We start from the raw sequence: 23,214 nt of genomic DNA, 5'->3' as shown, positions 1-23,214 counted from the left end.
CGACCTCCCGCACCCGTATGCTGGCCAGGGGAGGGATACGTGAAACGCCCGACAATCGCGGAGATCGCCACGCAAGCGGGCGTCTCGATCGGCGCCGTCTCGTACGCGCTCAACGGGCGGCCGGGGGTGTCCGAGAAGACCCGCCGTCACATTCTGGCCATCGCCGACGAGATCGGTTGGCGACCCAGCGTAGCCGCCCGGTCGCTGTCCGGTTCGCGTGCGCACAGCGTCGGCCTGATCATCGCCCGGCCGGCTGACACTCTCGGCGCCGAGCCGTTCTTCATGCGGTTCATCGCCGGGCTCGAGGGCGCGCTGTCCCGCGAGCGCGTCGGGCTGTTCCTGCAGATCGTCGACGACCACGCCGCGGCGATCGACGCCATCCGGCTGGGCTGGGCCGAGCGCCGGGTCGACGGCATCATCCTCACCGACCTCCGGACCTCCGACGACCGGATCCCCGTGGTCGAGCGGCTCGGCATTCCCGCCGTGATCGTCGGCCATCCCCAGGTCGGCAGCGAGATCCCGGCCGTCTGGACCGACGACGCCGAGGCCGTGACCGTGGCCGTGGACTATCTGGTCGCGCTCGGCCACCGCCGCCTGGCCCGGGTCGCCGGCCTCGCCGCCCTGGAGCACACCCAGCGGCGGATCGCCGCCTTCCGGGCCGCCGCCGCGGCCCACGGCCTCGAGGACGTGGCGGTCGTCGAGACCGATTACACCTGGGAGGCGGGCGTGCGGGCGACCCGGACGCTGCTGTCCCGGCGGGACCGGCCGACCGCCATCATGTACGACAACGACGTGATGGCCGCGGCCGCCCTCAACGTGGCCCAGGAGATGTCGGTGGCGGTGCCCGACGAGCTTTCCATCGTGGCCGGCGACGACTCCCAGCTCTGCATTCTGGTCCGGCCGGCGCTGACCGCGCTGAGCCGCGACATCCAGGCCTACGGCGCGCACGCGGCGACCGTGATGATGGACCGCATCGGCGGGCGTTCCCCGAGCTCGCAGCCGGACAAGCCGACCGAGTTGGTGGTCCGCGCCAGCACGGCCGCCCCGCCGGCCTGAGTGGTGGCGTCCGGTCCCACCTGCGCCCCCCGGATCACTTTTCGGCGGCTCCGGCAATTTGTCCGCACTTTGATCACATCCTGTAATAAGTCCGCTCAGGGAATTGTGACGACCGGGTTTCGGGAAGTATGACAGCGAGGCATTGTGCGATGTGACTTAAACGCTTAAGTTGAGCCGCACACGGCGCCGGGCACCGGCTCGGCGTTCTCGCGAGCAGGAGAAACGACGATGTCCCTGAGGACCTTTCGACGCCGGGGAATGGCGGGACTCTCCGTTGTAGCGGCATTGACCATCACGCTGACCGGCTGCTCGTCGTCCGGTTCCGGCGCGAAGAGCAGCGGCCTCACCACGATCACGGTGGGCACCTCCGATATCGGCACGGAGAACTTCAACCCGTTCAACAACACCGGCGCCTTCATGCAGCCGACGCAGGGCGTGATCTACGAGGCGCTCTTCTACTACAACAAGACCAGCGCGGGTGACCCGGTCCCGGTGCTCGGCACGTCGTTCACCTGGAACTCCGACGGCACCCAGCTGACCGTCAAGGTCCGCCCGGGCGTGAAGTTCACCGACGGCACCGCGATGACGAGCCAGGACGTCGCGTACAGCCTCAATCTGTTCTCGAAGAACCCCGGGCTGAACACCACCGGCACCACGTGGACGGCCACCGCCGGCGACGCCGGGACCGTCACCGTCGCCTTTCCCAGCACGTCCTTCACCCTGGGGCCACAGGTGCTCGGCAACCTGCCGATCGTCCCGCAGGCCATCTGGTCGAAAATCGCCGACCCGATCACGGCCACCAACACCGACCCGGTCGGCACCGGCCCGTACAAGCTCAAGAGCTTCAACACACAGAGCTACCTGCTGACCAAGAACACCACCTACTGGGGCACCGGCGACGACGCGCCGGCGGTCGACCAGGTGCGTTACGTGCCGTCGTCGACTGCCAACGTGACCCAGTCGGCTCTCGACGCCGGCACGCTCGACATCACCGGCAACTTCCTGCCGACCCTGAAGTCGATCGTCGCGCAGCACCCGAACCTGGCCTACACCAACACCCCGCAGGCGACCTCGTCGCTGTTCACCTGCGTGAACGCGGCGATGGGCTGTACCGGGCCGCAGACCGACCTGGCCGTACGGCAGGCGATGTACTACGCGATGGACCGCACCCAGCTCGGCACGCAGGCCGGCGCCGGTTTCAGCCTGCCCGCGTCCAACGTGATGATCCTCAACTCGGTCAACAAGAGCCAGATCGTCTCGCCCGACTACATGACGGCGCCGCAGGCCGCGGACACCGCCAAGGCCAAGAGCGTGCTCGAGGCCGACGGCTGGGCGCTCGGCTCGGACGGCTACTACGCCAAGGGCGGCCAGAAGCTGGCCCTGAGCATCAACGTGGTCTCGGGCTGGACCGACTACGACACGATCTGCACGCTCCTGCAGGCGCAGTTCAAGTCGGCCGGCATCAAGCTGACGGTCAACACGATGTCGCAGAACGCCTGGCTGCAGGGGGAGACCAGCGGCAAGTTTCAGCTGTCGATGAACTCGGTGAACATGGGCGTCTCGTCCGACCCGTACTACGTGTTCAACAACTACCTGAACAGCCTGGCCACGGCGAAGGTCGGCAAGAACGCGACCACGAACACCTCGCGCTTCTCCGACCCGGCGGTCGACGCCGCCCTCAAGCAGCTCGCCTCGACCAACGACGACGCGGTGAAGCAGGCGGCCTACAAGACGATCGAGGACAAGGTCGCCGCGCAGATGCCGTACATCCCGGTCTACGTCAACTCGGCGCTGGCCGAATACAACAACTCCCGCGCCACCGGCTGGCCGACCGCCTCCAACCTGTACGCGTTCCCGCTGCCCTGGAACAGCAACTGGGGCCTGGGCCTCGTGCTCAAGAAGATCCGCCCGGTCAAGTAGCCACCCGTCCTTCGCGTCGGGGCCGGTCGTACGAGGACCGGCCCCGGACCCGGCGAAAGCAGCATCCATGCGCTTCTACATGCAGAAGGCGGCGTTCTACGTCGTCGCCCTGTGGGCCGCGGTGACGATCAACTTCATCCTGCCGCGGCTGATGCCGGGCAATCCGGTGGACACCTTGATCGGGAAGATGACCGCCGCCGGCCAGCCGGTGACGCCGCAGACCCGCGCGGCCCTCGAGGTCGAGCTCGGTGGCGGCAAAGGCAGCCTGATCCACCAGTACTGGGACTACCTCGTCAATCTGCTCCACGGTGACCTGGGCGTCTCGCTCGTTCAGTTCCCGGCCCAGGTGACCACCGTGATCGGCCAGGCGCTGCCCTGGACCATCGCCCTGGTCGGCATCGCGACCGTCATGTCGTTCCTCCTCGGCGTGGGGCTCGGCGCGCTGGCCGGCTGGAAACGCGGCTCCTGGCTGGACAACCTCATCCCGGTCACCACGATGTTCCAGTCGGTGCCCTACTTCTGGCTGGCGCTGGTCCTGGTGCTCTTCCTCACCCGCGACATCGCGATCTTCCCATTCACCGGCGGCTATGACGTCAACACCACCGAGCCCGGCCTGACCTCGGGCTTCCTGACGAGCGCGATCTACTACGGCCTGCTGCCGGCGGCCACGATCGTCATCTCGTCGTTCGGCGGCTGGATGCTCGGGATGCGCAACATGATGGTCGCGACCCTCTCCGAGGACTACATCGTCACCGCCGAGGCCAAGGGCCTCAAGCCCAGCCGGGTACGGGCGACGTACGCGGCGCGCAACGCCATGCTGCCGTCGGTGTCGGGATTCGCCATCTCGCTCGGTTTCGTGGTTTCCGGGTCCATCGTCACCGAGCAGGTCTTCGGCTACCCGGGCATCGGCAAGCTGCTGTTCACCGCGGTGTCCAACAACGACTACACGCTCATGCAGGGCCTGTTCCTGGTCATCTCGCTGTCCGTGCTGGCCGCCAACCTCGTGGTGGACGTGCTGTACGGGATCATCGACCCCCGCACGCGCGCGCGGCGATAGGAGAAGTCTCATGACAACAACCGTCGTCGCCGCGGTCCCCGAGGCCGCTCCGACCGGCCGCCGCGGCCTGGCCGCCCTGCTGCCCTCGCGATCACCCAAGCTCATCGTCGGTCTCGTGCTGGCCGGCCTCATCGTGGCCTGGGCCCTGATCGGCCCGCTGCTGGTGTCCGACCCCAACGCGATCAGCACCGACGCCTACGCGCACCCGAGCGGTGCCCACCTGCTCGGCACCACCCAGACCGGGCAGGACGTGTGGGCGATGCTGGCCTACGGGATGCGCGGATCGCTGATCGTCGGCTTCGTGGTCGGCATCCTCGCGACCGTCCTGTCCGCGCTGTTCGGCGTGCTCGGCGCCTACCTCGGCGGCATCGTCGACGAGGCGTTCGCCCTGTTCACCAACGTCGCCCTGGTCATTCCCGGCCTGCCCCTGGTGATCATCATCGGCAACTACGTGCCGCCCGCGCACCGCGGTCTGCTGCTGATCGGGCTCGTCCTGTCCATCACCAGCTGGGCCGGCTCGGCCCGGGTGCTGCGGGCGGTCACCTTGTCGCTGCGCGGCCGCGACTACGTCGCCGCCTCCCGGGTCTCCGGCGAGCGTACGTGGCGCATCCTGACCGTCGAGATCCTGCCCAACCTGGTCCCGGTGCTGGCCTCCCAGTTCGTGTTCGCGGTCATCTTCGCGATCCTGGGCGAGGCCGGGCTCGCCTTCCTCGGCCTGGGCGCGAGCAACACCATCACGCTGGGCACGATGCTGTTCAACGCCTACACCGCACTGGCCCTCGATCAGGGCGCGTGGTGGTGGTTCGTTCCGCCGGGTCTGGTCATCGCCCTGTTCGGGGCGGCGCTGTCGCTCATCAACTTCGCGATCGACGAGATCATCAACCCGCGGCTGCGCGCGCAGACCCGAGCCGCGCGCAAGGCCTGGGGCCTGACGTCGGCACAGCTGCAGCGGGTGGAGAAGGAGGACGTCAAGTGAGCGCCCCAATGCCGACCACCCCAGTGCTGAGCGTCGAGGACTTCAGCGTCGACTATCTCGGAACCCGTACGACCCACGCCGTCCAGCACGTCGGCTTCACCCTGGCCCGGGGCGAGGTGCTGGGCCTGGCCGGCGAGTCCGGCTGCGGCAAGTCGACCTTGGCGTACGGACTGACCCGGCTGCTCAAGCCGCCCGCGCTGATCACGTCGGGGCGCGCGGTCTTCCACTCGGCCGACGGTACCGACGTCGATGTGGCGTCCCTGGCCGGCGAGCAGCTGCGCAAGTTCCGCTGGGACAAGATCTCCATGGTGTTCCAGGGCGCGATGAACTCCCTCAACCCGGTCATCTCGATCCGGGCCCAGCTCGAGGACGTCTTCACCGCGCACCGGCCGGAGATGAAGCGGGCCGACCGCGAACGGGCGGCCGGCGATCTGCTCGAACGGGTCGGCGTCGACCGTACCCGGATGCGCTCCTTCCCCCACGAGTTGTCCGGCGGCATGCGGCAACGCGTCATGATCGCCATGGCCATGGCCCTGGACCCGGAAATCATGATCATGGACGAGCCGACCACGGCCCTCGACGTGGTCGTGCAGCGGGAAATCCTCAACGAGATCACCCGGCTGCGGTCCGAGCTCGGCTTCGCGGTCCTCTTCATCACCCACGACCTGCCGCTGCTGCTCGAGGTCGCCGATCGGATCGCGATCATGCGGTCGGGCGAGATCATCGAGATCCAGGGCGCGTACGACCTCTACACCAAGCCGCAGCAGGACTACACGAAGAAGCTCCTGGCCTCCTTCCCGAGCCTGACCGGCGAGCGCGGCGACTTCATCCGCACCGGAAAGAGCGACCCCCGGCTCGGTCAGCTCGAAGAGACCGAACAGGCCCTCCTCGACTCAGCCGGCCCGTCCATCGAGGAATCCGCCGAGCACGTCGCCGAAGGGACCGTCTCATGACCACACTCGAATTCCGCGGCGTCTCCAAGCGCTACCGGCTGCGCGGAGTCAAGGAGGGCCTGCTCGCCGTCGACGACGTCAGCTTCCGCCTCGAGCCAGGCAAGACCGTCGCCCTGGTCGGCCAGTCCGGCAGCGGCAAGTCGACCATCGCCAAGATGCTCATGCAGCTCGAACGGCCGACCTCGGGCGAGATCCTGCTCGACGGCCAGCCGATCAAGCGGCACGGCGACGGCCTACGGCGCTACCGGGGCGCGGTACAGATGGTGTTCCAGGACCCGTTCGCCTCCCTCAACCCCTACCACGACATCGCCCACCACCTGGCCCGGCCGTTGCGGTTGCACGGGCGCGCCAAGAACAAGGCCGAGGTTCGAGAACAGGTCGACGAACTGCTGAGCCGGGTGCGCCTGACCCCGCCCGAGGACTACGCGCGCAAGCGCCCGCACGAGCTTTCCGGCGGCCAGCGGCAGCGCGTGGCCATCGCCCGGGCCCTGGCTCCGCAACCGCGCATCCTCGTCGCCGACGAGCCGGTGTCCATGCTGGACGTCTCGATCCGGCTCGGCGTCCTCAACTTGCTGGCCCTGCTGCAACGCGAGGACGACCTGGGCGTCCTCTACATCACCCACGACCTCGCCACGGCCCGGCACTTCTCCGACGAGATCCTGGTGATGTACCGGGGCCGCATCGTCGAACGTGGTCCGGCCGACGACGTCATCCTGCGCCCGCAGCACGAATACACCAAGCTGCTGGCCGCCGCCGCACCCAATCCCGAAGAACGACTGAAGCAGCTCGCACGCCCCTGAAACACCGCGCGAAGGACGTTTCGTGAATACCCTTGTGTCAAAATTCGTCACGATCACTACCGGCTGGACCGTCGAAGCCGTGTCGGGAACTCTGCCCGCCGGCTTCCCGAAGGTGCCCACCGACGCCGTCGTCCCCGGGTGCGTTCATCTCGACCTGGTCCGGGCGAGCCTGATCCCGGACCCGTTCGATGGTGACAACGAGGCCGGCCAACAGTGGATCGGCTCGACCGTCTGGCGTTACCACACCCGTTTCGACTGGTCGGCCGACGACCACGAGCGGCACGACCTGGTGGCGCTCGGCCTCGACACGGTGGCGACGATCGAGCTGAACGGCGTCGTCGTGGCCACCACACAGAATCAGCACCGCAGCTACCGCGTCGACATCCGGGAAGTCCTGCGTGAGGGCGCCAACGAGCTCGTCGTCACCTTCGCCGCCCCCGTCGAGGAGGTGGAACGGCGCGAACGCGAGCACGGACCGTGGCCGCACGTGAATCACCACCCGTACAACCTGTTGCGCAAGTCCGCCGCGAACTTCGGCTGGGACTGGGGCATCGACGTGGCGACCAGCGGAATCTGGCAGCCGATCGGCATCGAGTCGTGGTCGGCGGCCCGGATCGCCGGCGTACGGCCGCTGGTCGACGTGCGGGACGGCACCGGCGTCCTCACCGCCCACGTGGACGTCGAGCGCGCCGTCCCGGGCGGCGGACCGCTCGAGGTGGTCGCCACCGTCGCCGGGCACGAGGCGCGGACCGTCCTCGACGCGGGTGCGGTCTCGGCCCGGCTGGAGGTACGGGTGCCCGATGCCGACCTCTGGTGGCCGGTCGGCCACGGTGCCCCCGCGTTGTACGAGGCGGAGGTGAGGCTGCAGTCCGGCGGTTCCTGGTCGGGCCGGATCGGCTTCCGTACGGTAGCGCTGGACACCTCCCCGGACGAGGACGGCAACCGCTTCGAGATCCGGGTGAACGGCCGGCCGATCGCGGTCCGCGGCATGAACTGGATCCCCGACCACGCCTTCATCACCGAGATCGGCGAGGAGCGCTACGCCGCCCGCTTCGACGACGCGCTGGGCGCCAACGTCAACCTCCTGCGCATCTGGGGCGGTGGCATCTACGAGGCGGAGGCCTTCTACCGGCTGGCCGACGAGCGCGGCGTGCTCGTGTGGCAGGACTTCCTGTTCGCCTGCGCCGCCTACCCCGAGGAGGCGTGGCTGGCCGACGAGGTCGAGGCCGAGGCCCGGGAGCAGGTGACCCGGTTGTCCGCGCACCCGTCGCTGATCGTGTGGAACGGCAACAACGAGAACACCTGGGGGTACGTCGAATGGGACTGGCGCCCCGCCCTCGGCGACCGCCCGTGGGGCGACGGCTACTACCGTGACCTGCTGCCCCGGATCGTCGCCGAGCTCGACCCGACCCGGCCGTACACGCCCGCCTCGCCGTACTCGTTCGTGGACTACGCCCACCCCAACGACCCCCGCAACGGCACCGTGCACGTGTGGGACGTCTGGAACGAGCTCGACTACACGGCGTACCGGACCTGGCATCCGCGTTTCGTCAGCGAGTTCGGCTTCCAGGGACCACCGGCCTGGTCGACGCTGAGCCGGGTGGTGCACGACGAGCCGCTGCGGCCGTACGGCGAGCAGATGCTCGTCCATCAGAAGGCCGCCGACGGCAACGGCAAACTCGAGCGCGGCCTGGCGGCCCACCTGCCGGCGCCGTCGAGCATCGACGACTGGCACTGGGCGACCCAGCTCAACCAGGCCCACGCCATCCGGTTCGGCGTCGAGCACTTCCGGTCGCTGGCGCCGTGGAACACCGGTGTCGTCCTCTGGCAGCTCAACGACAACTGGCCGGTCATCTCGTGGGCCGCGGTCGACTTCGACGGGCATCGCAAGCCGCTGTGGTGGGCGGTGCAGGCGGCCTACGCGCCGCGGCTGGCCACCTTCCAGCCCCACCCGGACGGTTCGGGCGTGGCTCTGGTGCTGCTCAACGACACTGACGAGCCCATTCGTACGGAGATCGCCCTGCGCACCCTGGACCTCGACGGCACGGTGTACGGCACAGCCGAGATCGAAGCCGAGGTCCGCCCGCGCGCGAGCGCATCGGTCACGGTGCCCGAGAAGCTCGCCACCTTCGCCGATCCCGCCACCGGCCTGCTCGTCGCCGAGGCCGATGGCTTCGCGCGGGCGGTGCACTACCCGGCCGAACCGATCGGGCAACGGCTGCAGCCCGATTCGCTGCGGGCCATGGCCGAGGCCGTGGAGGGCGGTGTGCTGGTGACGGTGTCCGCCGACGCCGTCACCCGGGACGTGTTCCTTCAGGTGGATCGGATAGACCCGGACGCGACGGTGGACCGCGGGCTGGTCACGCTGCTGCCGGGGGAGAGCTCGAGTTTCCGGGTGACGACCACCGCGACCGCCAACCCGAGCGCTTTCCTCGGACCGCTCGTCCTGCGCAGCCTGAACGACCTGATCCGGTGACCTCCCTGGCCACCTCTGCGGTGATCGAGGGTTTCCACCCCGATCCCGCCGTCGGCCCGGACGACCACGGCGTCCATTGGCTGGCGAACTCCTCGTTCGAGTACAGCCCCGGGGTGCCTCTCTTCCGCAGCGACGACCTCATTCACTGGCAGCAGGTGGGAAACGTCCTCACCGCCGACACCCAGCTCCCGGCCGGAGATGCCGCGCCTAGCCGCGGCATCTTCGCGCCCACGCTGCGCCACCACGACGGGCGGTTCTGGCTGATCACCACCGACGTCGGCCGCCCCGGTCAACTGGTCACCGCGGACGATCCGCCGGCCGGCTGGACCGAGCCGGTACGCATCGCCGGGCTCCCCGGTATCGACCCGGACCTGGCCTGGGACGACGACGGCGCCGGTCACGTCACCTACTGTTCCGGCGACCCGGATCGGCCCGGTATCGCGCAGGCCCGGACCGACCCGGCGACCGGAGTGGTTCTGGAACCTCCACGCGCCCTGTGGAGCGGCACCGGACTGCAGTATCCGGAGGCGCCGCACCTGTACCGGCACGACGGCTGCTTCGGTGAGTGACCTGACTATCCGGCCACTGACCGTTCGAGCCCGCCGGTCCGACGACCTCGAGCAATGTCTGGGAGTCCTGCGCGCGGTGCGCCTGGCCAATGGCTATCCGATGAAGTGGCCTTCGGATCCGCGGGCCTGGCCGGGCCCGCCGCAAATCGACGAGGCTTGGGTCGCCGAAGGCTCGCCTGGCGAGGGGCGGCTTGAGGTGCGCGTCGCGATCAGAAGGCCGGTGGGAGTGGTAGGCGCCAGACGCTTCGGCCGAATGTTGCGGCGTACATCGACTTGCCGTCGCCGGTGAGCTTGATGTCCATGACTGGGGTGTCGGGTAGCCCGCGACCCAGCTTGACCCAGCGCGGGCTGCCGTTACGCAGGTAGAAGACACCGAAGTCGTCGGCCGCGTACAGCTGGTGATGCCGCTGGTCGTACGTCAACATTTCGACCGGTCCGTCGGGAAGGTTCCGGCTGATGTCCCGCCATGTCGCGCCGCCGTTGCCGGTTTCCCAGACGTTGGCCGCGTTGTCGCCCTCGCGGTAGCCGGAGAAGGCGATGTACACGTGGTTGGCGTTGGCCGGGTCCACCACGATCGCGTTGACCCACCGCTGCGGCAACCCCTTTCCGGTGAACTCGGTCCAGTGGCCGCCGAGGTCGTTGGTCTTCCATACCCGGCCGGTGTCCGTGCCCAGGTAGATCGTGTTGGGATCGGTCCTGGCCGGGGCGATCCAGGTGATCGTGGCGTATTCGTTGGCGTAGAACGGGCCGAGGTCGTTCTCATCCGGTGGTACGGGGCCGGTCAGGAAGTCGGGGTCGGGCGGGCTGATCTGGGTGAAGGTGTTGCCGCGGTCGGTGGAGCGGTCCAGCACGTTGCCGCCGAAATACACCACGTCCGGATTGCTGGGGTCGAGCACCAGCGGCGCGTCGGTAGTGATCCGTGACGAGTGCCGGGCGCCGAGGTTGAACTGCTTCGACACCCCGCCGGTGTCCTCATGCCGGTGACAGGAGCCGACCTGTGAGCACTCGTAGTAAATGTCGTGGTCGCGGTAGTCGATGAGCACCTCGTGACCGTCGCCGCCGCCGTACGCGTTCCATTGTGAAAGGTCGGTCGGCGGTGCGGTCGCGGTCCAGGTACGTACGCTGCCGTTGTCCTGCAGCCCGGTGGCGAGCCGGGTCGGGTCGTCGGCGGCGACGGCGAGGTGGTAGGACTGATTCCACGGCTCGTAGGTGGCGTGCTGCCAGGTCTGGGTGGCACCGTTCGCGTCCGAGCGCCAGACTCCGCCGTCGTTGCCGAGGTACACCCGTCCCGCTCGGGTCGGATCCCACTGCAACGCGTGCTGGTCGGCGTGTACGCCTCCGGAGTCGTGCCAGGTCTGCCCGCCGTCGGTTGATTCGCGCAGCGCCACGTCCGCGGAGAACAGGTGGTTCTCGTTGGCGGGGTCGACCCACAGCCGGCCGAACCACCACTGGTAGCCGCCCGACCCACCCGGGCGGCCGCCCCGGGTGAACGAGTCACCGCCGTCGTTGGAGACGTAGAAGCCCTTGTCCGGCCCGTAGGGTGAACCGAACACGACGTACACCCGCTTGGGGTCGGAGGGCGCGACCGCGACACCCAAGCGGCCCAGGCTGGGGTCGCTCTTGAGACCGGACCCGGTCTGGTCGTAGTCGGACACCGGTCCGACGATGTTCTGCAACCGCTTCCAGGAGTTGCCTCCGTCGTCCGAGCGGAACAGCCCGGAGCCGACCCCGCCGTAGGTACGCGCGCCGTTGTTGCGTTTGTGGTCCCACAGAGCGGCGAAGATCCGGTTGTGGTTGGCCGGGTCGATGGCCAGGTCGATGCCGCCCGTTGTCCCGTTCGGCGGGGCGAGAACCAGTTTCCAGTTCCGGCCGCCGTTGTCCACGCGGTAGATGCCGCGCTGTGACACCGATGACGAGATGGAGCCGGCCGCGGCCACGAACACCCGCCTGGGGTTCGTGGGATCGACGACGATTTGCCCGATTGCCGCGCTCTGTGGCAGCCCCCATTGTTGCCAGGTGCGCCCGTGGTCGGTCGACCGGTAGATGCCGTTGCCGAAGAACGTCAGGCCGCCGCCGGACGGATTCGCCTCACCGGTGCCGGCCCACAACGTGCCGTCGGAGCCGATGGCCAGAGCGCCCATGGTCTGCGTCAGTCTTGCGGGCCAACTGGGCTGCCAGGTTTGTCCGGCGTCGGTGCTCTTCCACACTCCGCCACCAGACACCGCGCTGTAGAGCGTGTCCGGATACGCGGAGTCCACCACCAGGCCGACGACGCGGGCACCAACGTTCGACGGGCCGATGGCGCTCCACCTGCCACCGGCTCCCTGGGGTATCGCGGCAGCCTGCTGAATCGAGCGCGCCACCTGAGCCGGGGTCACGTCTCGGCCCGACGTCCACTTCAGCGTGAGGTAGTCGGCGGGCGCCTGCGGCCCGCCGTCCTCCTCGTCATCGTCGTTGCCCGCGTCACGGTCGCCGTCGCGATCGGCGCCCGCGGCTTCGTGCTCGTCTTTCTCGTGCCCGGTCACCAGCCGCCCCACCCCGAACGCGCCGAGGGCGAGAACGAGGATCGCGGCCAGCATGAGGGGAAGCCGCCACCGACCGGCACTCGTCGTCCACCTCATGCCGGACCTCCCGTCGACCGGCCGGAGCCGGGAGCGCAGCCACATATTTACATCAGCCTATCTATCACGCGTCGGTCGCGGCGGCCGACGATACGGATAGAAATCACATCTGACCGATGTTTTGAGACCAGTCAGATGCGGGAGGATTTGCTCGACGGCATTGCACAGCCGGTCAACGACGCGTGATGCGGGACAGGCCCTGGCGTGCTCAGGCGCGGTGCACGAGCTCAGCAACCTGCGTGCGCAGCGACGGGAGCTGGGGGTAGAAGGTGTTGCCGGGGCATTCGGTGGCGGCGTAGTCGCGGTGGCCGGCGATCGAGTTGACGGTCTTGCTCACCCCGCTGACCGGATTGACGTAATCGACCAAGCCCAGCGGGTCCAGCCGCTCCAGGCCGGAGAAGATCGCGAGCACCATGGCGAGCGACTGTCGGGCGGCCTCGGTCGGCTGCCTCGAGGTGAAGTCGCCGAGGAGCACCACACCGACGACCCCACTGTTCCAGCCGGCGATGTGCGCGGCGGTGACCATCTGGAGCCGGCCGTCGGGGCCACGGTCCGGGCCGTAGACCGGGATCTGGTCGTCGCCGGACCAGCGCCCCTCGTAGATCCGGCCCGCCTCGTCGATGAGCAGGTGGTAACCGTAGTCGCCGAAGCCCTGGATGACCGCGTCGAAGTGATAGATCGCCCGGACGGTGGCGGCCGGGTCGGGGTCGTCGTTCATCCCGGCGGTGTGGTGCACCGCGATGGTCTGCAGGTCGAAGTACTGCGTCGGCCCCCAGGCCAGGGTGCCGTCGGGCTTGAACCGCAACGACTCGTCGGCGCCCCACGCGGCGCGACTGAGGTAGCGCAGTCCGGTGGTGCCGCTGTCGATGCGCATCTCGGTGGTGGCGGCCCCGGTCGCGACCGGCCCGGTGGCCGTGTTCATCTCCACGACCCGGACATCCTTGGCGCCGTTGCCGTCGACCTCGTAACCGACCCCGTCCGGGGCGGAAAGCAGGGCGTAGGAGCGCTCCGAGGTGACGCCGTCCTTGCCGCGGTGGTCGCTGTGCGCGGGGTTCCAGTCGCCCCAGCGCTCATTCGAGCGCAGGCGGACGCCCGGTGCCGACGAGCCGTGGCAGCTCATGGCCAGATGGGTCATCGTGAACGGGGTACGGCTCGTCTGTCCGCCGACGCCCAGGGCTGACGTTCGCGCCAGGGTGCGGGCGGGGGAGGAAGCGGGTGCGGCAGCGGCAGCGGCAGGCCGCAGGCCGGCGCCGGCGAGCATGGCGCCCACGCCGGCGAGGCCGCCGAGGACACGTCGCCGCGACACTGTCTTTTGGGGGAATTCAGCTTTCATAACACCAGTGACGCATAAACCGGTAAAAGGTTCACGCCACGGCGAGGCCGATACCAAGCGGCCGACGGACAGCGCGGTAACCAGTGCCGTCCGGGTCGGTGAGCACCGGAGGGGCATCTCGATCGGCTGGGGTGCCTACGTGGACTCTTCATGATGGCCTTCTGAGGCGGATCGCGCGGATCTAGCCGATGGTCAGTCGGGCCCTGCTGTCGAGCGCTCCCCTCCACGGCGTACGTGCCCGCAGAGATCACGCTGAAGCTGGCGGGGGTCCGGGTCAGCGAGATGGCGCCGTTGAGGTTCCGGTTGTTGTTGAGGTCTCGCAGCCGGCACGAGTGTCATGCCGGCCATGGTGCCGTACCCGGGATGCTGTTCGGTTGCGGGTTGGGTGCACATCGCCGGGAATCGACTGTAGCAACGGTCGGACGGCTCAGCCTGGTCGAAGGGGATCGCCGGCCTGCGCTGTGGGAAGGCAGGGCTGTGGAACGGAAAGTGACGGTGAGGCATGCGACGGTCACTGCTAGTGGGCTTGGTGGGGGCCGTGGTGCTGTTGATCATCGGGGTGTCCGCCGGGTTCGCCGGGCACGCCCGTGCCTTGGTCCGGGAGCGCAATGAGTTGACGCAGGACGCGGCCGAACAGGCGCAGATGCTCGACGCCTATTTCGCCCGGGCCAGCTCGATCATTCTGCTGACCGCGCATAGTTCGGAGTACCGGCGGTTCTACGCCGAGCCCGGAGACCGCGACGATCGGGTGCGGCGCGGCGGCGCCACCCTCGACGCGATCAACAACTCCCTGGGCTACCTGGAGCAGCTGTACCCGGACCAAATCGGCGAGGCCTGCTTCATCGACGCGTCCGGGGCGGAGAACGCCCGGACCGTACGCGGCGAGCGGGCTGGCTACGCCGACCTGTCGCCGGACGAAAGCAAGAATCCGTTCTTCGCGCCGTCGTTCGCCCTCGGCAAGGACCAGGTGTACCAGGCCAAGCCGTACGTATCCCCGGACACCTACGAGTGGGTGATCTCCAACTCCACCCTGGTGCCGATGCCGGACGGATCCAAACCGGGCATCGTGCACTTCGAGGTCACGCTGGACAGCTTCCGCCGGGAGGCGGTTGCCCGCAGCGACCGGACCATGCTGGTGGTGGACGCCGACACCGGGCACGTGGTGATCGACTCGGCGCGGCCGCAGCAGATCGGTGCCCCGCTGGGCGATCCCACCGACGCCCGGTTCCGCAGCACGGTGCACGGTTGGGTCGACAAGGGTCAGCTTCAACTCGACCGGCGCCAGGCCGGCTACCAGCGGATAGCCGCAATGCCGGGCAACGCCAACCACTGGTACGTCGTCGCGGTGGCCACCCGCGGCGCGGGCCCGCTGACCGGGACGGGGGTGCTGCCGTTCGTGCTGGTCCTCGCGGCGCTGCTGCTCATCGCCGCCTTCGTCGTCGCGGTGCGCCGTGGGCAAAAGGCCCTCGTCGAGGCCGCGCACACCGACGCGTTGACCGGCCTTTACAACCGGCGGCAGCTGGTTGCCGACCTAGACATGCACCTTGCCCGCGCCTCCGAGGCCAATCCAGTCCTGCTCACGCTGTGTGACCTCAACGGCTTCAAGGTCTACAACGACACCTTCGGCCACCCCGCCGGTGACGCCCTGCTGGCCCGGCTCGGCGCCGCTCTCGCCCGCGACATCGACGGACGCGGCCGCGCCTACCGGATCGGCGGCGACGAGTTCTGCGTCCTGGCCCGACCCGGCCGCGCGGGAACCGAGCCGATCATCGCCATTACCACCCAAGCGCTCAGCGAGCACGGCGAAGGCTTCTCCATCACCACCTCCCACGGCTCGATCCTGCTGCCCGCCGACGCGGCCACGGCAACCGACGCGATGCGCGCGGTCGACCTGCGCATGTACGAAAACAAGAACAGCAGCCGGGTACCCGCGGACGCGCAAACCATCAACGCGCTGCTGCGATCCATCCACGAACGGGACACCGAATGGGCGCAGCGGCTGGTCGTTACGGCCGACCTGGCCGGCGCGGTGTGCCAGCAGCTGAGCGTCCCCGCCGCGGACGTGGCGCGGATCCGGCAGGCCGCTCAGCTGCACGACGTCGGCAAGGTCGGCATCCCCGACGAGATCCTGCGCAAGCCCGCTCCGCTGACACCGCAGGAGTGGACCTTCATCCAGCAGGCACCCGTGATCGGTGAACGGATCGTCTTGTCAGCGCCCGCGCTGGCCGCCGTGGCGCCGCTGGTCCGCTCGGCCCGGGAACGCTACGACGGCACCGGCTACCCCGACGGTCTGGCCGGCGACGACATTCCCCTGGGCGCTCGGATCATCGCGGTATGTGCCGCGCTGGCCGCCATGACGTCCAACCGGCCCTACGCCGACCGGCTCGACACCCCCGCCGCGCTCGACGAGCTCGACCGGGCCGTCGGCACCCAATTCGACCCACACGTCGTCGCCGCCCTGCGTCACGCCATGCTCGAGCCAGCGGCGACCGCCCGGCAGCAGGACAACTGAGCGCACCTTCAATCGGCGGCCGACCCGCGCCGCACGAAATGGCGACGGGTCACCGGCACGGCACACACAACAGCAGCGGCGGTGACGGCCGTCGACCAGCCAAGCCTCTCCGTCGGCACCGCGCCGATGGAATGTCGCGGTGAATCGCGGTCAGGTGAGTAGCGACGACGACAACCTGGTTCGCGAGCTGCGAGCAAAGCCCCGGTGAACATCCGGGCATAACGGTTAGTAGCTCACTCACCAGCAACGACCCGCGGCTGTCGACCGATCCAGGCGACCGCCACGCAGCAGGAGCGTCGCAGTCATCGTGAGAAGCCGACGACCAAGACCTCCGCAGCACGATCGCCAACATCGTCCAACGCGCGGGCACACCGTCGCCGCCGTCGACAACGCTCAACAAGCTGTGCACGAGCCGGCACCCGGGCCAGCGACTCGTGCGGACTGATGGCCATGCCGAAGACAAGTCGCCGCTACACGACAGCCGACTGACCCCAGCCGGGGCAGCACAATCACCGCCGACACGGCGGCCGCCGCGCCCGCATGCGCGGCCGCGAACGCGTCCGCGCCGACTTCACGCTCCTGGCCGCCGCCACCAGGATTTGGCTGGCTTACTCTTTGCCGATGGCAGGACAAATGGACCAGCAGCCCGATGACGTTAGGTGTTCGTCGTCGCCGACGTGATCGACTCGATGTCTACGTGCGGCACGAAGAGCGAATTGATGTGCGCGGCGGAACCTGAACTCACGCCACTCTCGGGCCGGGTGGGTATTAAATGCCGGGCTTCAGACATGGCGCTCAATTGCAGGTCAGGCTACTGTCAATCCGCCTTGATCAACATCAATTGTGGCGGCCTGATTACGGAGCGTACTGTATGGATGCGGGGAGGGACCATGGGCGCGATCGAAGCCCGGCTGGACGCGCTTGATGACCTCGTGATGGCAGGGGTAAGTCTGGGCTTAGCGCACTGCGCGGCTCAGGATGATCAGCTGGACGGGCGTGTGATCACCGTCGACGGTAGACGCCTGGTGAGCTTTGGCTCGTGCAGTTACCTCGGCTTGGAGACCCACCCCGAGTTGGTCGCCGCAGTCGTAGATTCGGTGACGAGGTATGGCAGTCAGTTCTCCTCGTCGCGGACGTACCTGTCGGCGCCGGGTTATGCCCCGGCAGAGGCCGCGTTGACCGAGATGTTCGGTCGCCCGGCGCTGATCAGCCCGAGCACGACGATGGGGCATCTCGCCGCGCTTCCGGTAGTGGTCGGGAGTGACGACGTCGTGCTTCTCGACGCTCAAGTGCACTTCAGCGTGCAGGTCGCAGCGAGGCTGGTGCAGGCGGACGGGATCCCGGTAGAGCTGCTGCCGCACGGCGATCTCGGTCGCCTCGAACGCCGTGTCGTGGAGCTGGCACGCACGCATCGGCGGGTCTGGTACATGACCGACGGGATCTACAGCATGTACGCCGATCCCGCACCCATCGCACAGTTGAGCGGCCTTGCGGAGCGGCATCCAAATCTGTGGTTGTACATCGACGACGCGCACGCGATCTCGTGGACCGGACGGTTCGGCCGCGGATATGCGTTGGAGCGACTGAGTGCGGCCGCGGCCGAGCGGGCGATCGTCACGGGGTCGCTGAACAAGTCGTTCGCCGCGGCCGGCGGTGTGCTGACCTTTCCCAACCCGGAGTTACGCCGACGGGTATTCGCACTGGGCGGAGCGTTGATCTTCTCGGGCCCGGTGCAGCCCCCGATGCTCGGGGCTATCCTGGCGTCCGCCCGCCTGCACCTGACCGACGCGGTCGCACCTCGCCGCGCCCGCCTGAACCAGCTGATCGACCTGTTCAACAGGTTGGCCGCCGAGCATGACCTTCCGGTGGTGAGCCCGAGCGCGACGCCGATCCGCTGCGTCGGTGTCGGTAAGCCGCCCCTCACCTACCGGGTGGCAGAGCTCTTACGAGATGCAGGGTTCTTCGTCGACATCGCGACGTCCCCTGCGGTCCCGGCCAAGCGGTCCGGGATCCGGATCTCGCTCACCGCACACCACACCGACCAGGACGTGGTGAAATTGGTGGAGACGTTGACCGCGGCTCTTCCTCAGGCCCTCGCTGAAGGGGGCAGCTCGATGAGCGAGCTACGGCGGGCCTTCGGCCGACAGCTCGCCGGCCGAGTTCTCCCGTCCCCCCGGGAGCCCGCCGAATGACCTGGGCTCCGTCGGGTTTCTCAGGAGGCCGGGTTCCCCGCCGATAAAGGGGTGTGACCTGGCGACGGTGGCGCAGGGGGGTGGCAGAGCCGGACGGGTCCTTCCGACGGCTCACTGGGCATGCCATCGGCTGGCTCTACATCGCGTCGGCCGCCGTCGTCATCGGCTACGCACCGACTGTCGGGCCCGCTCGCCGGATCCTGGCGGTGTTACTCGGACTCGGGGCCGCGACCATGGTGTGCGGCGCCGTCATGTTGTGGCTGCCGTGGCACCGGTGGCGACGTAGGTGGCAGATCCTGGCCATCCCACCGTCGTTGGCCATCAGCGGGTTCGGCAATTGGATGGACCCCAACCCCTATCTGGCCAGCATCTCCTTCTTCGTCCTCGCGGTGTGGGCGGGTACCGCGCTGCGCCGGGGTACCGTCCTCGCGCTCAGCCCGCTGTTCCTGGCGGCATACTGGCTTCCGCTGGCAATCGTGGCGCACGCGCCGCGGCTCGCGTCCTCGGCTGTAGCCTGCACCGTCATCTGTGTTGTCACTGGCGAGTGCTTGGCGTGGCTGACCGCGCGCCTGCACGAATTGCAGACACGGCTTCGCGAGCACGACGAACGCCGATTCCAGGCCCTGGTCGCTGCATCGTCGGATACCACTATTCTGTTCGACCCCCAAGGCCGTACCACCTACGTCAGCCCTGCGGCGCAACGCATACTTGGCCGGCCGGCCGAGGCCCTCCAGGGGCGAACCGCCCAGACCGTGATCACGGATCATGTTCACCCCGACGACGCATCGACCGTGGGCAGGGCGATACGGCTGCTATCAGCCGGGCGCGGCTCGACCAAGATGATGCGGTTCCGCGTCCAGCACACTGACGGCACCGTGCACCACATCGAGGGCGTAGGCCGCAATCTGCTCGCCGATGAGGCGGTCAACGGCATACTGATTAACCTCCGTGATGTCAGCGACCGAGTCGCGTTGGAACGCGCCGAGCGGCATCGGGCGACGCATGACGCCCTTACCGACCTACCGAACCGTGAGCTACTTACCGACACCATCACCACCTGGTGCAACCAGGCCGACGACGGCCGGCTCGATGCCTCGTTGGTGTTCCTGGATCTCGACCGGTTCAAGGCGGTCAACGACCGTTGGGGCCATCCCATCGGTGACGAGCTACTGTGCGCCGTCGCCTCCCGACTCAGCGCGATCGTTCGCAGCGAAGACCTCGTGTGCCGCGTCGGTGCGGACGAATTCGTCATCGCCCTGGCCAGCCCTGACCACGCCGCACTGGCCGAATCGCTCGCTGTCCGTCTGCTGGACGCATTCTGCGAGCCCTTCAGCCTGTCCGTCGGCGACATCGAGATCACACCGTCGATCGGGATCGCGGAGTCCTCCGGGCCCGCCGAGGCACTGGACCTCATCCGTGACGCCGACACCGCGATGTACAGAGCAAAAGGCTCGGGCCGTAACGGCTACGCCGTGTTCACTGAGGCCATGCGCGATCAGGCCCGCCGCCGCGCCGACTTGGAGCAAGCTCTGCGCGGGGCCCTGAAACTGGGGGAGCTGTCGGTGCAGTACCAACCGATCATCGACCTGCTCACCGGCGAGCTGACCGGTTTCGAGGCGTTGATGCGCTGGAATCATCCCGAGTTGGGCATGATCTCGCCGCTGGAGTTCATCCCCATCGCAGAGGACACCGGCCTGATCGTGGCATCGGGTGCCTGGCTCCTCGAAGAGGCCGCGACCCAACTCGCGCAGTGGCGCACCGAACGCCCCGACGGAGCACCCCAGTTGCACATGTCGGTCAACGTCTCGGCCCGGCAGCTGCGCAACGCCGCGCTCGTCGACGTCGTCCGCGGCGTCCTGCAGCGCACCGGGCTGCCCGCAGACGCGCTCTGGCTCGAACTCACCGAGTCCGGTGTTTTTGACGACCTCGAACTTTCCCTCGCAACCCTGCGCGCACTGCGCGGGCTCGGCGTGGTGCTTTGCATCGACGACTTCGGCACCGGGTACTCATCTCTGACGTACCTGAGGCAGTTCCCGGCCAGCATCGTCAAGATCGACCGGTCGTTCGTGTCCGGCATCGGCGTCAACCCCGACGATGAGGCCATCGTCCGCACAGTCATCGCGATGGCGCACGCCCTCGGTCAGCAGGTCGTCGCTGAGGGCATCGAGACCGCCGAGCACGAGGACTGGCTGCGCGGCCAGGGGTGCGATTTCGGGCAGGGCTACCTCTACAGCCCTCCGCGGCCGGCGGAGGTGCAACGGTCCTGGATTCTCAAGCAGCAGCCCAATATGGCTCCGGGCGTGAGTTCGGGGATCTGTCCCACGAAGAGTGATCGATGCTAGTCATGATCGATCGTTGGTTGCTGGTGTGACGAGGCAATCGGTAAGCTGCTGCCGCATCTTGAGGGTGTCGAGATCAGCGAGGTCGTCGAAGCTGGCGATGGTGTCGTTCTTCATGCAGCCGTTCGCAGCGCCAAGCAATCCTGTCCGGCGTGCTCGACTGAGTCGGGAAAAGTGCATTCGCGGTATCAGCGCCGGCTGGCCGATCTGCCCGTCGGCGGCCGCCTGGTGCAGCTGTTTCTGACGGTGCGCCGCTTCTTCTGCGGCAACATCGCATGCCAGGCGCGGACGTTCGTCGAACAGGTCGCCGGACTGACCCGTCGCCGGGCCCGCCGCAGCGAGCCGTTGCGAACGATGCTCACCTCGATCGGCCTGGCGCTGGCTGGCCGTGCTGGGGTCCGTCTCGCCGCCAAAGTCGGGATCCGGACCAGCCGCAATAGTCTTCTTCGGCTGGTTAGAGCGGTCCCGGACCCCGCGGTGGGCTCAGTGCGTGTGCTCGGCGTCGACGACTTCGCGGTGAAGCGAGGACACCACTACGGCACCGTTCTGATCGATTGCGAGAGCCGCCGCGTCGTCGATCTGATCCCGGGTCGCGACGCGTCACCGTTGACCGAGTGGCTACTCCAGCACGAATCTCCCGACGTGATCTGCCGGGACCGGGCAAGTTCCTATGCCGAAGGCGCTCGGACCGGTGCACCCGCCGCGGTGCAAGTCGCGGACCGCTTCCACCTCTGGCAGAACCTCGCCACCGCGATCGAACGCCTGGTAGCCAAGCACAAAGGATGTCTGATCGAGGAGCCCACCGTGCCGGGCGCCGAGCCCAGAGACCTCGCTGATGAGCCAAAGGGAGCAATGGCGCAGCGCCGCCAGGCGCATCATGCGTTGGTCCGGGAGATGCTCGCGCAAGGAGCCAGCTTTCGGCAGATCGCCCGGCACCTCGGATGGAAGCATCAAACCGTCTCCCTCTATGCCGGCGCCGCGACTTGGCAGGACATGATGGTCGTATCCAAGCAACGGGCCAGCGCGCTCGACCGATTCAAGCCTTACCTGAGCGAGCGGATTGCCGGCGGATTCCTCAAAGCCTCAGAACTGCACCGCGAAGTCGTCGCGCAAGGATTCACTGGCAGCTACAGCGTTGTCCGCCGCTTCGTCGAGCAACATCGTGCACGACCGGACCTGCGAGCTATCCCGAAGCCGTTGTCGACACGGCAAGTGACCGGCTGGATCTGCGCACATCCCGACAACCTCACCGACCGTGACACCAGCCGCCTCACCGCGGTCCTCGCCAACTGTCCCGAACTACGGACCGCGGCTGAGCTGGTGCGCTCCTTCGCGGCAATCATGACTCAGCGGCGCGGCCATCAGCTCGGTGAGTGGCTCAGCTGCGCCGAGCAGGCCGACCTTCTCGGTATCAACCGGTTCGTCAACGGTGTGATCGCCGATCTCGACGCCGTAACCGCTGGGCTGAGCCTGTCCTTCAGCTCCGGACCGGTCGAGGGCAATGTCAACCGGATCAAGATGCTCAAACGGCAGATGTATGGCCGAGCCAGTTTCGACCTGCTCCGCAAACGAGTCCTGCTGGCCCGCTGAATTGATGATCAATCGCTTGCACGGGACAGAGCCCAAGTCCCACGACCGTAACCAAGGGGTTGAAAACCAGTTCGCGAGTGGCGTTGGTGCTGCACTAGTGTGCGCCTCATGACATTCATCTGCTGCTGCGCTGCTGCCGGGCGGACCCGCCGCTCCTGAGCGGCGAGCATCCTTTCCCACGTTGCTCCGCCGCTTCCTGCGTCCCAGGCCCATACGTGTCACGTATCGGCTTCGCCGTCATGGAAACGGAGCATTCGCATGCCCAAGCAGTCTCACTCCACCACGCCAACGCACCAGATTCGGCCGCTCGTGCCCGCCGACCTAGAAGCTGTCATCACCCTGTCCCTCCAAGCGTGGGAGCCAGTCTTCGTCTCGTTCGAGAGCATTCTTGGATCCGCGACGTTCGACCTGCTGTACCGCCCGGACTGGCGGACCGCGCAAACCGCAAGCGTCCGGAAGCGCTGCCTCGCGGACGGCGCTGAATCCTTCATCCTCACCACGGCCGACGGCGTCGTAGCCGGTTTCGTCGTTCTCCAACAAGACCAGGAAGAGTCGCTCGGAGTGATCGAGATGATCGCCGTGCACCCAGAGCACCAACGTCGTGGCTACGGTCGAACCCTGATGAAGTTCGCCATTCAACGACTGCGCGATCGCGGGCTCGAACTCATCAACGTGACAACTGGCGGGGACCCCGGACACGCACCTGCGCGCGCGCTTTACGAAGCAGTCGGCTTTACAGCGCTTCCGCTCGTCAACTACTACCTGCCGAGCCGGGCAGCGCAGTAGGAAAGACCGGCCGGCGTTGCCTGAGCGAGAGCGC

Annotated in this window: 15 protein-coding genes; 13 read left to right on the top strand and 2 right to left on the bottom strand. The window is 67.9% G+C overall.

Annotated elements, in window-relative coordinates; all coding sequences use genetic code 11:
* Nucleotides 1-39: 39 nt before the first annotated feature.
* The 8 genes from AB0M88_RS42425 (at nt 40) to AB0M88_RS42390 (ending at nt 9,807) form a co-directional block, all read left to right on the top strand.
* Nucleotides 40-1,056, top strand: a complete 1,017-nt coding sequence (locus tag AB0M88_RS42425; RefSeq protein ID WP_364111971.1) for a LacI family DNA-binding transcriptional regulator — start codon at nt 40-42, stop codon at nt 1,054-1,056.
* Between the two features lie 285 nt (nt 1,057-1,341).
* Entirely contained in the window at nt 1,342-2,976 is a 1,635-nt protein-coding gene (locus tag AB0M88_RS42420; protein WP_364111969.1) for an ABC transporter substrate-binding protein, read from the top strand.
* 67 nt (nt 2,977-3,043) lie between these two features.
* Nucleotides 3,044-4,033 (top strand): ABC transporter permease, encoded by a 990-nt coding sequence (locus tag AB0M88_RS42415; protein WP_364111967.1) that lies wholly within the window; start codon nt 3,044-3,046, stop codon nt 4,031-4,033.
* Between the two features lie 10 nt (nt 4,034-4,043).
* Complete coding sequence (locus AB0M88_RS42410) at nt 4,044-5,009, top strand: ABC transporter permease (protein ID WP_364111965.1); 966 nt, start codon at nt 4,044-4,046, stop codon at nt 5,007-5,009.
* 8 nt (nt 5,010-5,017) lie between these two features.
* The gene (locus AB0M88_RS42405; RefSeq protein ID WP_364111963.1) at nt 5,018-5,962 is read left to right on the top strand and encodes an ABC transporter ATP-binding protein; all 945 of its coding nucleotides are present in this window, start codon (nt 5,018-5,020) and stop codon (nt 5,960-5,962) included.
* A complete protein-coding gene (locus AB0M88_RS42400; RefSeq protein ID WP_364111961.1) occupies nt 5,959-6,762 on the top strand; it encodes an ATP-binding cassette domain-containing protein in 804 nt (267 codons plus the stop codon). Before AB0M88_RS42405 ends, AB0M88_RS42400 begins: the two co-directional genes overlap by 4 nt.
* 22 nt (nt 6,763-6,784) lie before the next feature.
* A complete protein-coding gene (locus AB0M88_RS42395) occupies nt 6,785-9,238 on the top strand; it encodes a glycoside hydrolase family 2 protein (protein WP_364111959.1) in 2,454 nt (817 codons plus the stop codon).
* Nucleotides 9,235-9,807, top strand: coding sequence for a family 43 glycosylhydrolase (locus tag AB0M88_RS42390; protein ID WP_364111957.1), 573 nt, complete (start codon nt 9,235-9,237; stop codon nt 9,805-9,807). Before AB0M88_RS42395 ends, AB0M88_RS42390 begins: the two co-directional genes overlap by 4 nt.
* A gap of 209 nt (nt 9,808-10,016) precedes the next feature.
* Here the strand turns inward: AB0M88_RS42390 and AB0M88_RS42385 are convergent, their stop codons facing one another.
* Together AB0M88_RS42385 and AB0M88_RS42380 are read right to left on the bottom strand one after the other, a co-directional pair.
* A complete protein-coding gene (locus tag AB0M88_RS42385; RefSeq protein ID WP_364111955.1) occupies nt 10,017-12,428 on the bottom strand; it encodes a glycosyl hydrolase in 2,412 nt (803 codons plus the stop codon).
* A gap of 208 nt (nt 12,429-12,636) precedes the next feature.
* Nucleotides 12,637-13,563 carry an N-acetylmuramoyl-L-alanine amidase gene (locus AB0M88_RS42380; RefSeq protein WP_364111953.1) on the bottom strand — a complete coding sequence of 309 codons (927 nt, stop codon included), beginning with the start codon at nt 13,561-13,563 and terminating at the stop codon, nt 12,637-12,639.
* Nucleotides 13,564-14,299: 736 nt separating this feature from the next.
* Between AB0M88_RS42380 and AB0M88_RS42375 the strand changes: the two genes are divergently transcribed.
* From AB0M88_RS42375 to AB0M88_RS42355, 5 genes are all read left to right on the top strand, one after another.
* The gene (locus tag AB0M88_RS42375; RefSeq protein ID WP_364111951.1) at nt 14,300-16,273 is read left to right on the top strand and encodes an HD domain-containing phosphohydrolase; all 1,974 of its coding nucleotides are present in this window, start codon (nt 14,300-14,302) and stop codon (nt 16,271-16,273) included.
* A 659-nt stretch (nt 16,274-16,932) separates the two neighbouring features.
* Nucleotides 16,933-18,465: an aminotransferase class I/II-fold pyridoxal phosphate-dependent enzyme gene (locus tag AB0M88_RS42370; RefSeq protein WP_364111949.1), complete on the top strand. Its 1,533-nt coding sequence runs from the start codon at nt 16,933-16,935 to the stop codon at nt 18,463-18,465.
* Nucleotides 18,466-18,545: 80 nt separating this feature from the next.
* Nucleotides 18,546-20,807: an EAL domain-containing protein gene (locus AB0M88_RS42365; protein ID WP_364111947.1), complete on the top strand. Its 2,262-nt coding sequence runs from the start codon at nt 18,546-18,548 to the stop codon at nt 20,805-20,807.
* A gap of 72 nt (nt 20,808-20,879) precedes the next feature.
* Nucleotides 20,880-22,394: an ISL3 family transposase gene (locus tag AB0M88_RS42360; protein WP_364111985.1), complete on the top strand. Its 1,515-nt coding sequence runs from the start codon at nt 20,880-20,882 to the stop codon at nt 22,392-22,394.
* Between the two features lie 258 nt (nt 22,395-22,652).
* On the top strand, nt 22,653-23,180 hold the full coding sequence (locus AB0M88_RS42355) for a GNAT family N-acetyltransferase (RefSeq protein WP_364111944.1): 528 nt from the start codon (nt 22,653-22,655) through the stop codon (nt 23,178-23,180).
* Nucleotides 23,181-23,214: the final 34 nt, after the last annotated feature.

Source organism: Actinoplanes sp. NPDC051411, from assembly GCF_040682075.1.
Classification (GTDB): domain Bacteria; phylum Actinomycetota; class Actinomycetes; order Mycobacteriales; family Micromonosporaceae; genus Actinoplanes.
Note: the sequence above shows the minus strand (reverse complement) of the source record. Positions and strands in the feature narration are given on the sequence as shown.

Coding starts and splice junctions, on each gene's coding strand:
- AB0M88_RS42410 (WP_364111965.1), top strand. CDS start 4,044: ATGACAACAACCGTCGTCGCCGCGGTCCCCGAGGCCGCTCCGACCGGC.
- AB0M88_RS42385 (WP_364111955.1), bottom strand. CDS start 12,428: ATGAGGTGGACGACGAGTGCCGGTCGGTGGCGGCTTCCCCTCATGCTG.
- AB0M88_RS42405 (WP_364111963.1), top strand. CDS start 5,018: ATGCCGACCACCCCAGTGCTGAGCGTCGAGGACTTCAGCGTCGACTAT.
- AB0M88_RS42380 (WP_364111953.1), bottom strand. CDS start 13,563: ATGACCCATCTGGCCATGAGCTGCCACGGCTCGTCGGCACCGGGCGTC.
- AB0M88_RS42415 (WP_364111967.1), top strand. CDS start 3,044: ATGCGCTTCTACATGCAGAAGGCGGCGTTCTACGTCGTCGCCCTGTGG.
- AB0M88_RS42355 (WP_364111944.1), top strand. CDS start 22,653: ATGCCCAAGCAGTCTCACTCCACCACGCCAACGCACCAGATTCGGCCG.
- AB0M88_RS42400 (WP_364111961.1), top strand. CDS start 5,959: ATGACCACACTCGAATTCCGCGGCGTCTCCAAGCGCTACCGGCTGCGC.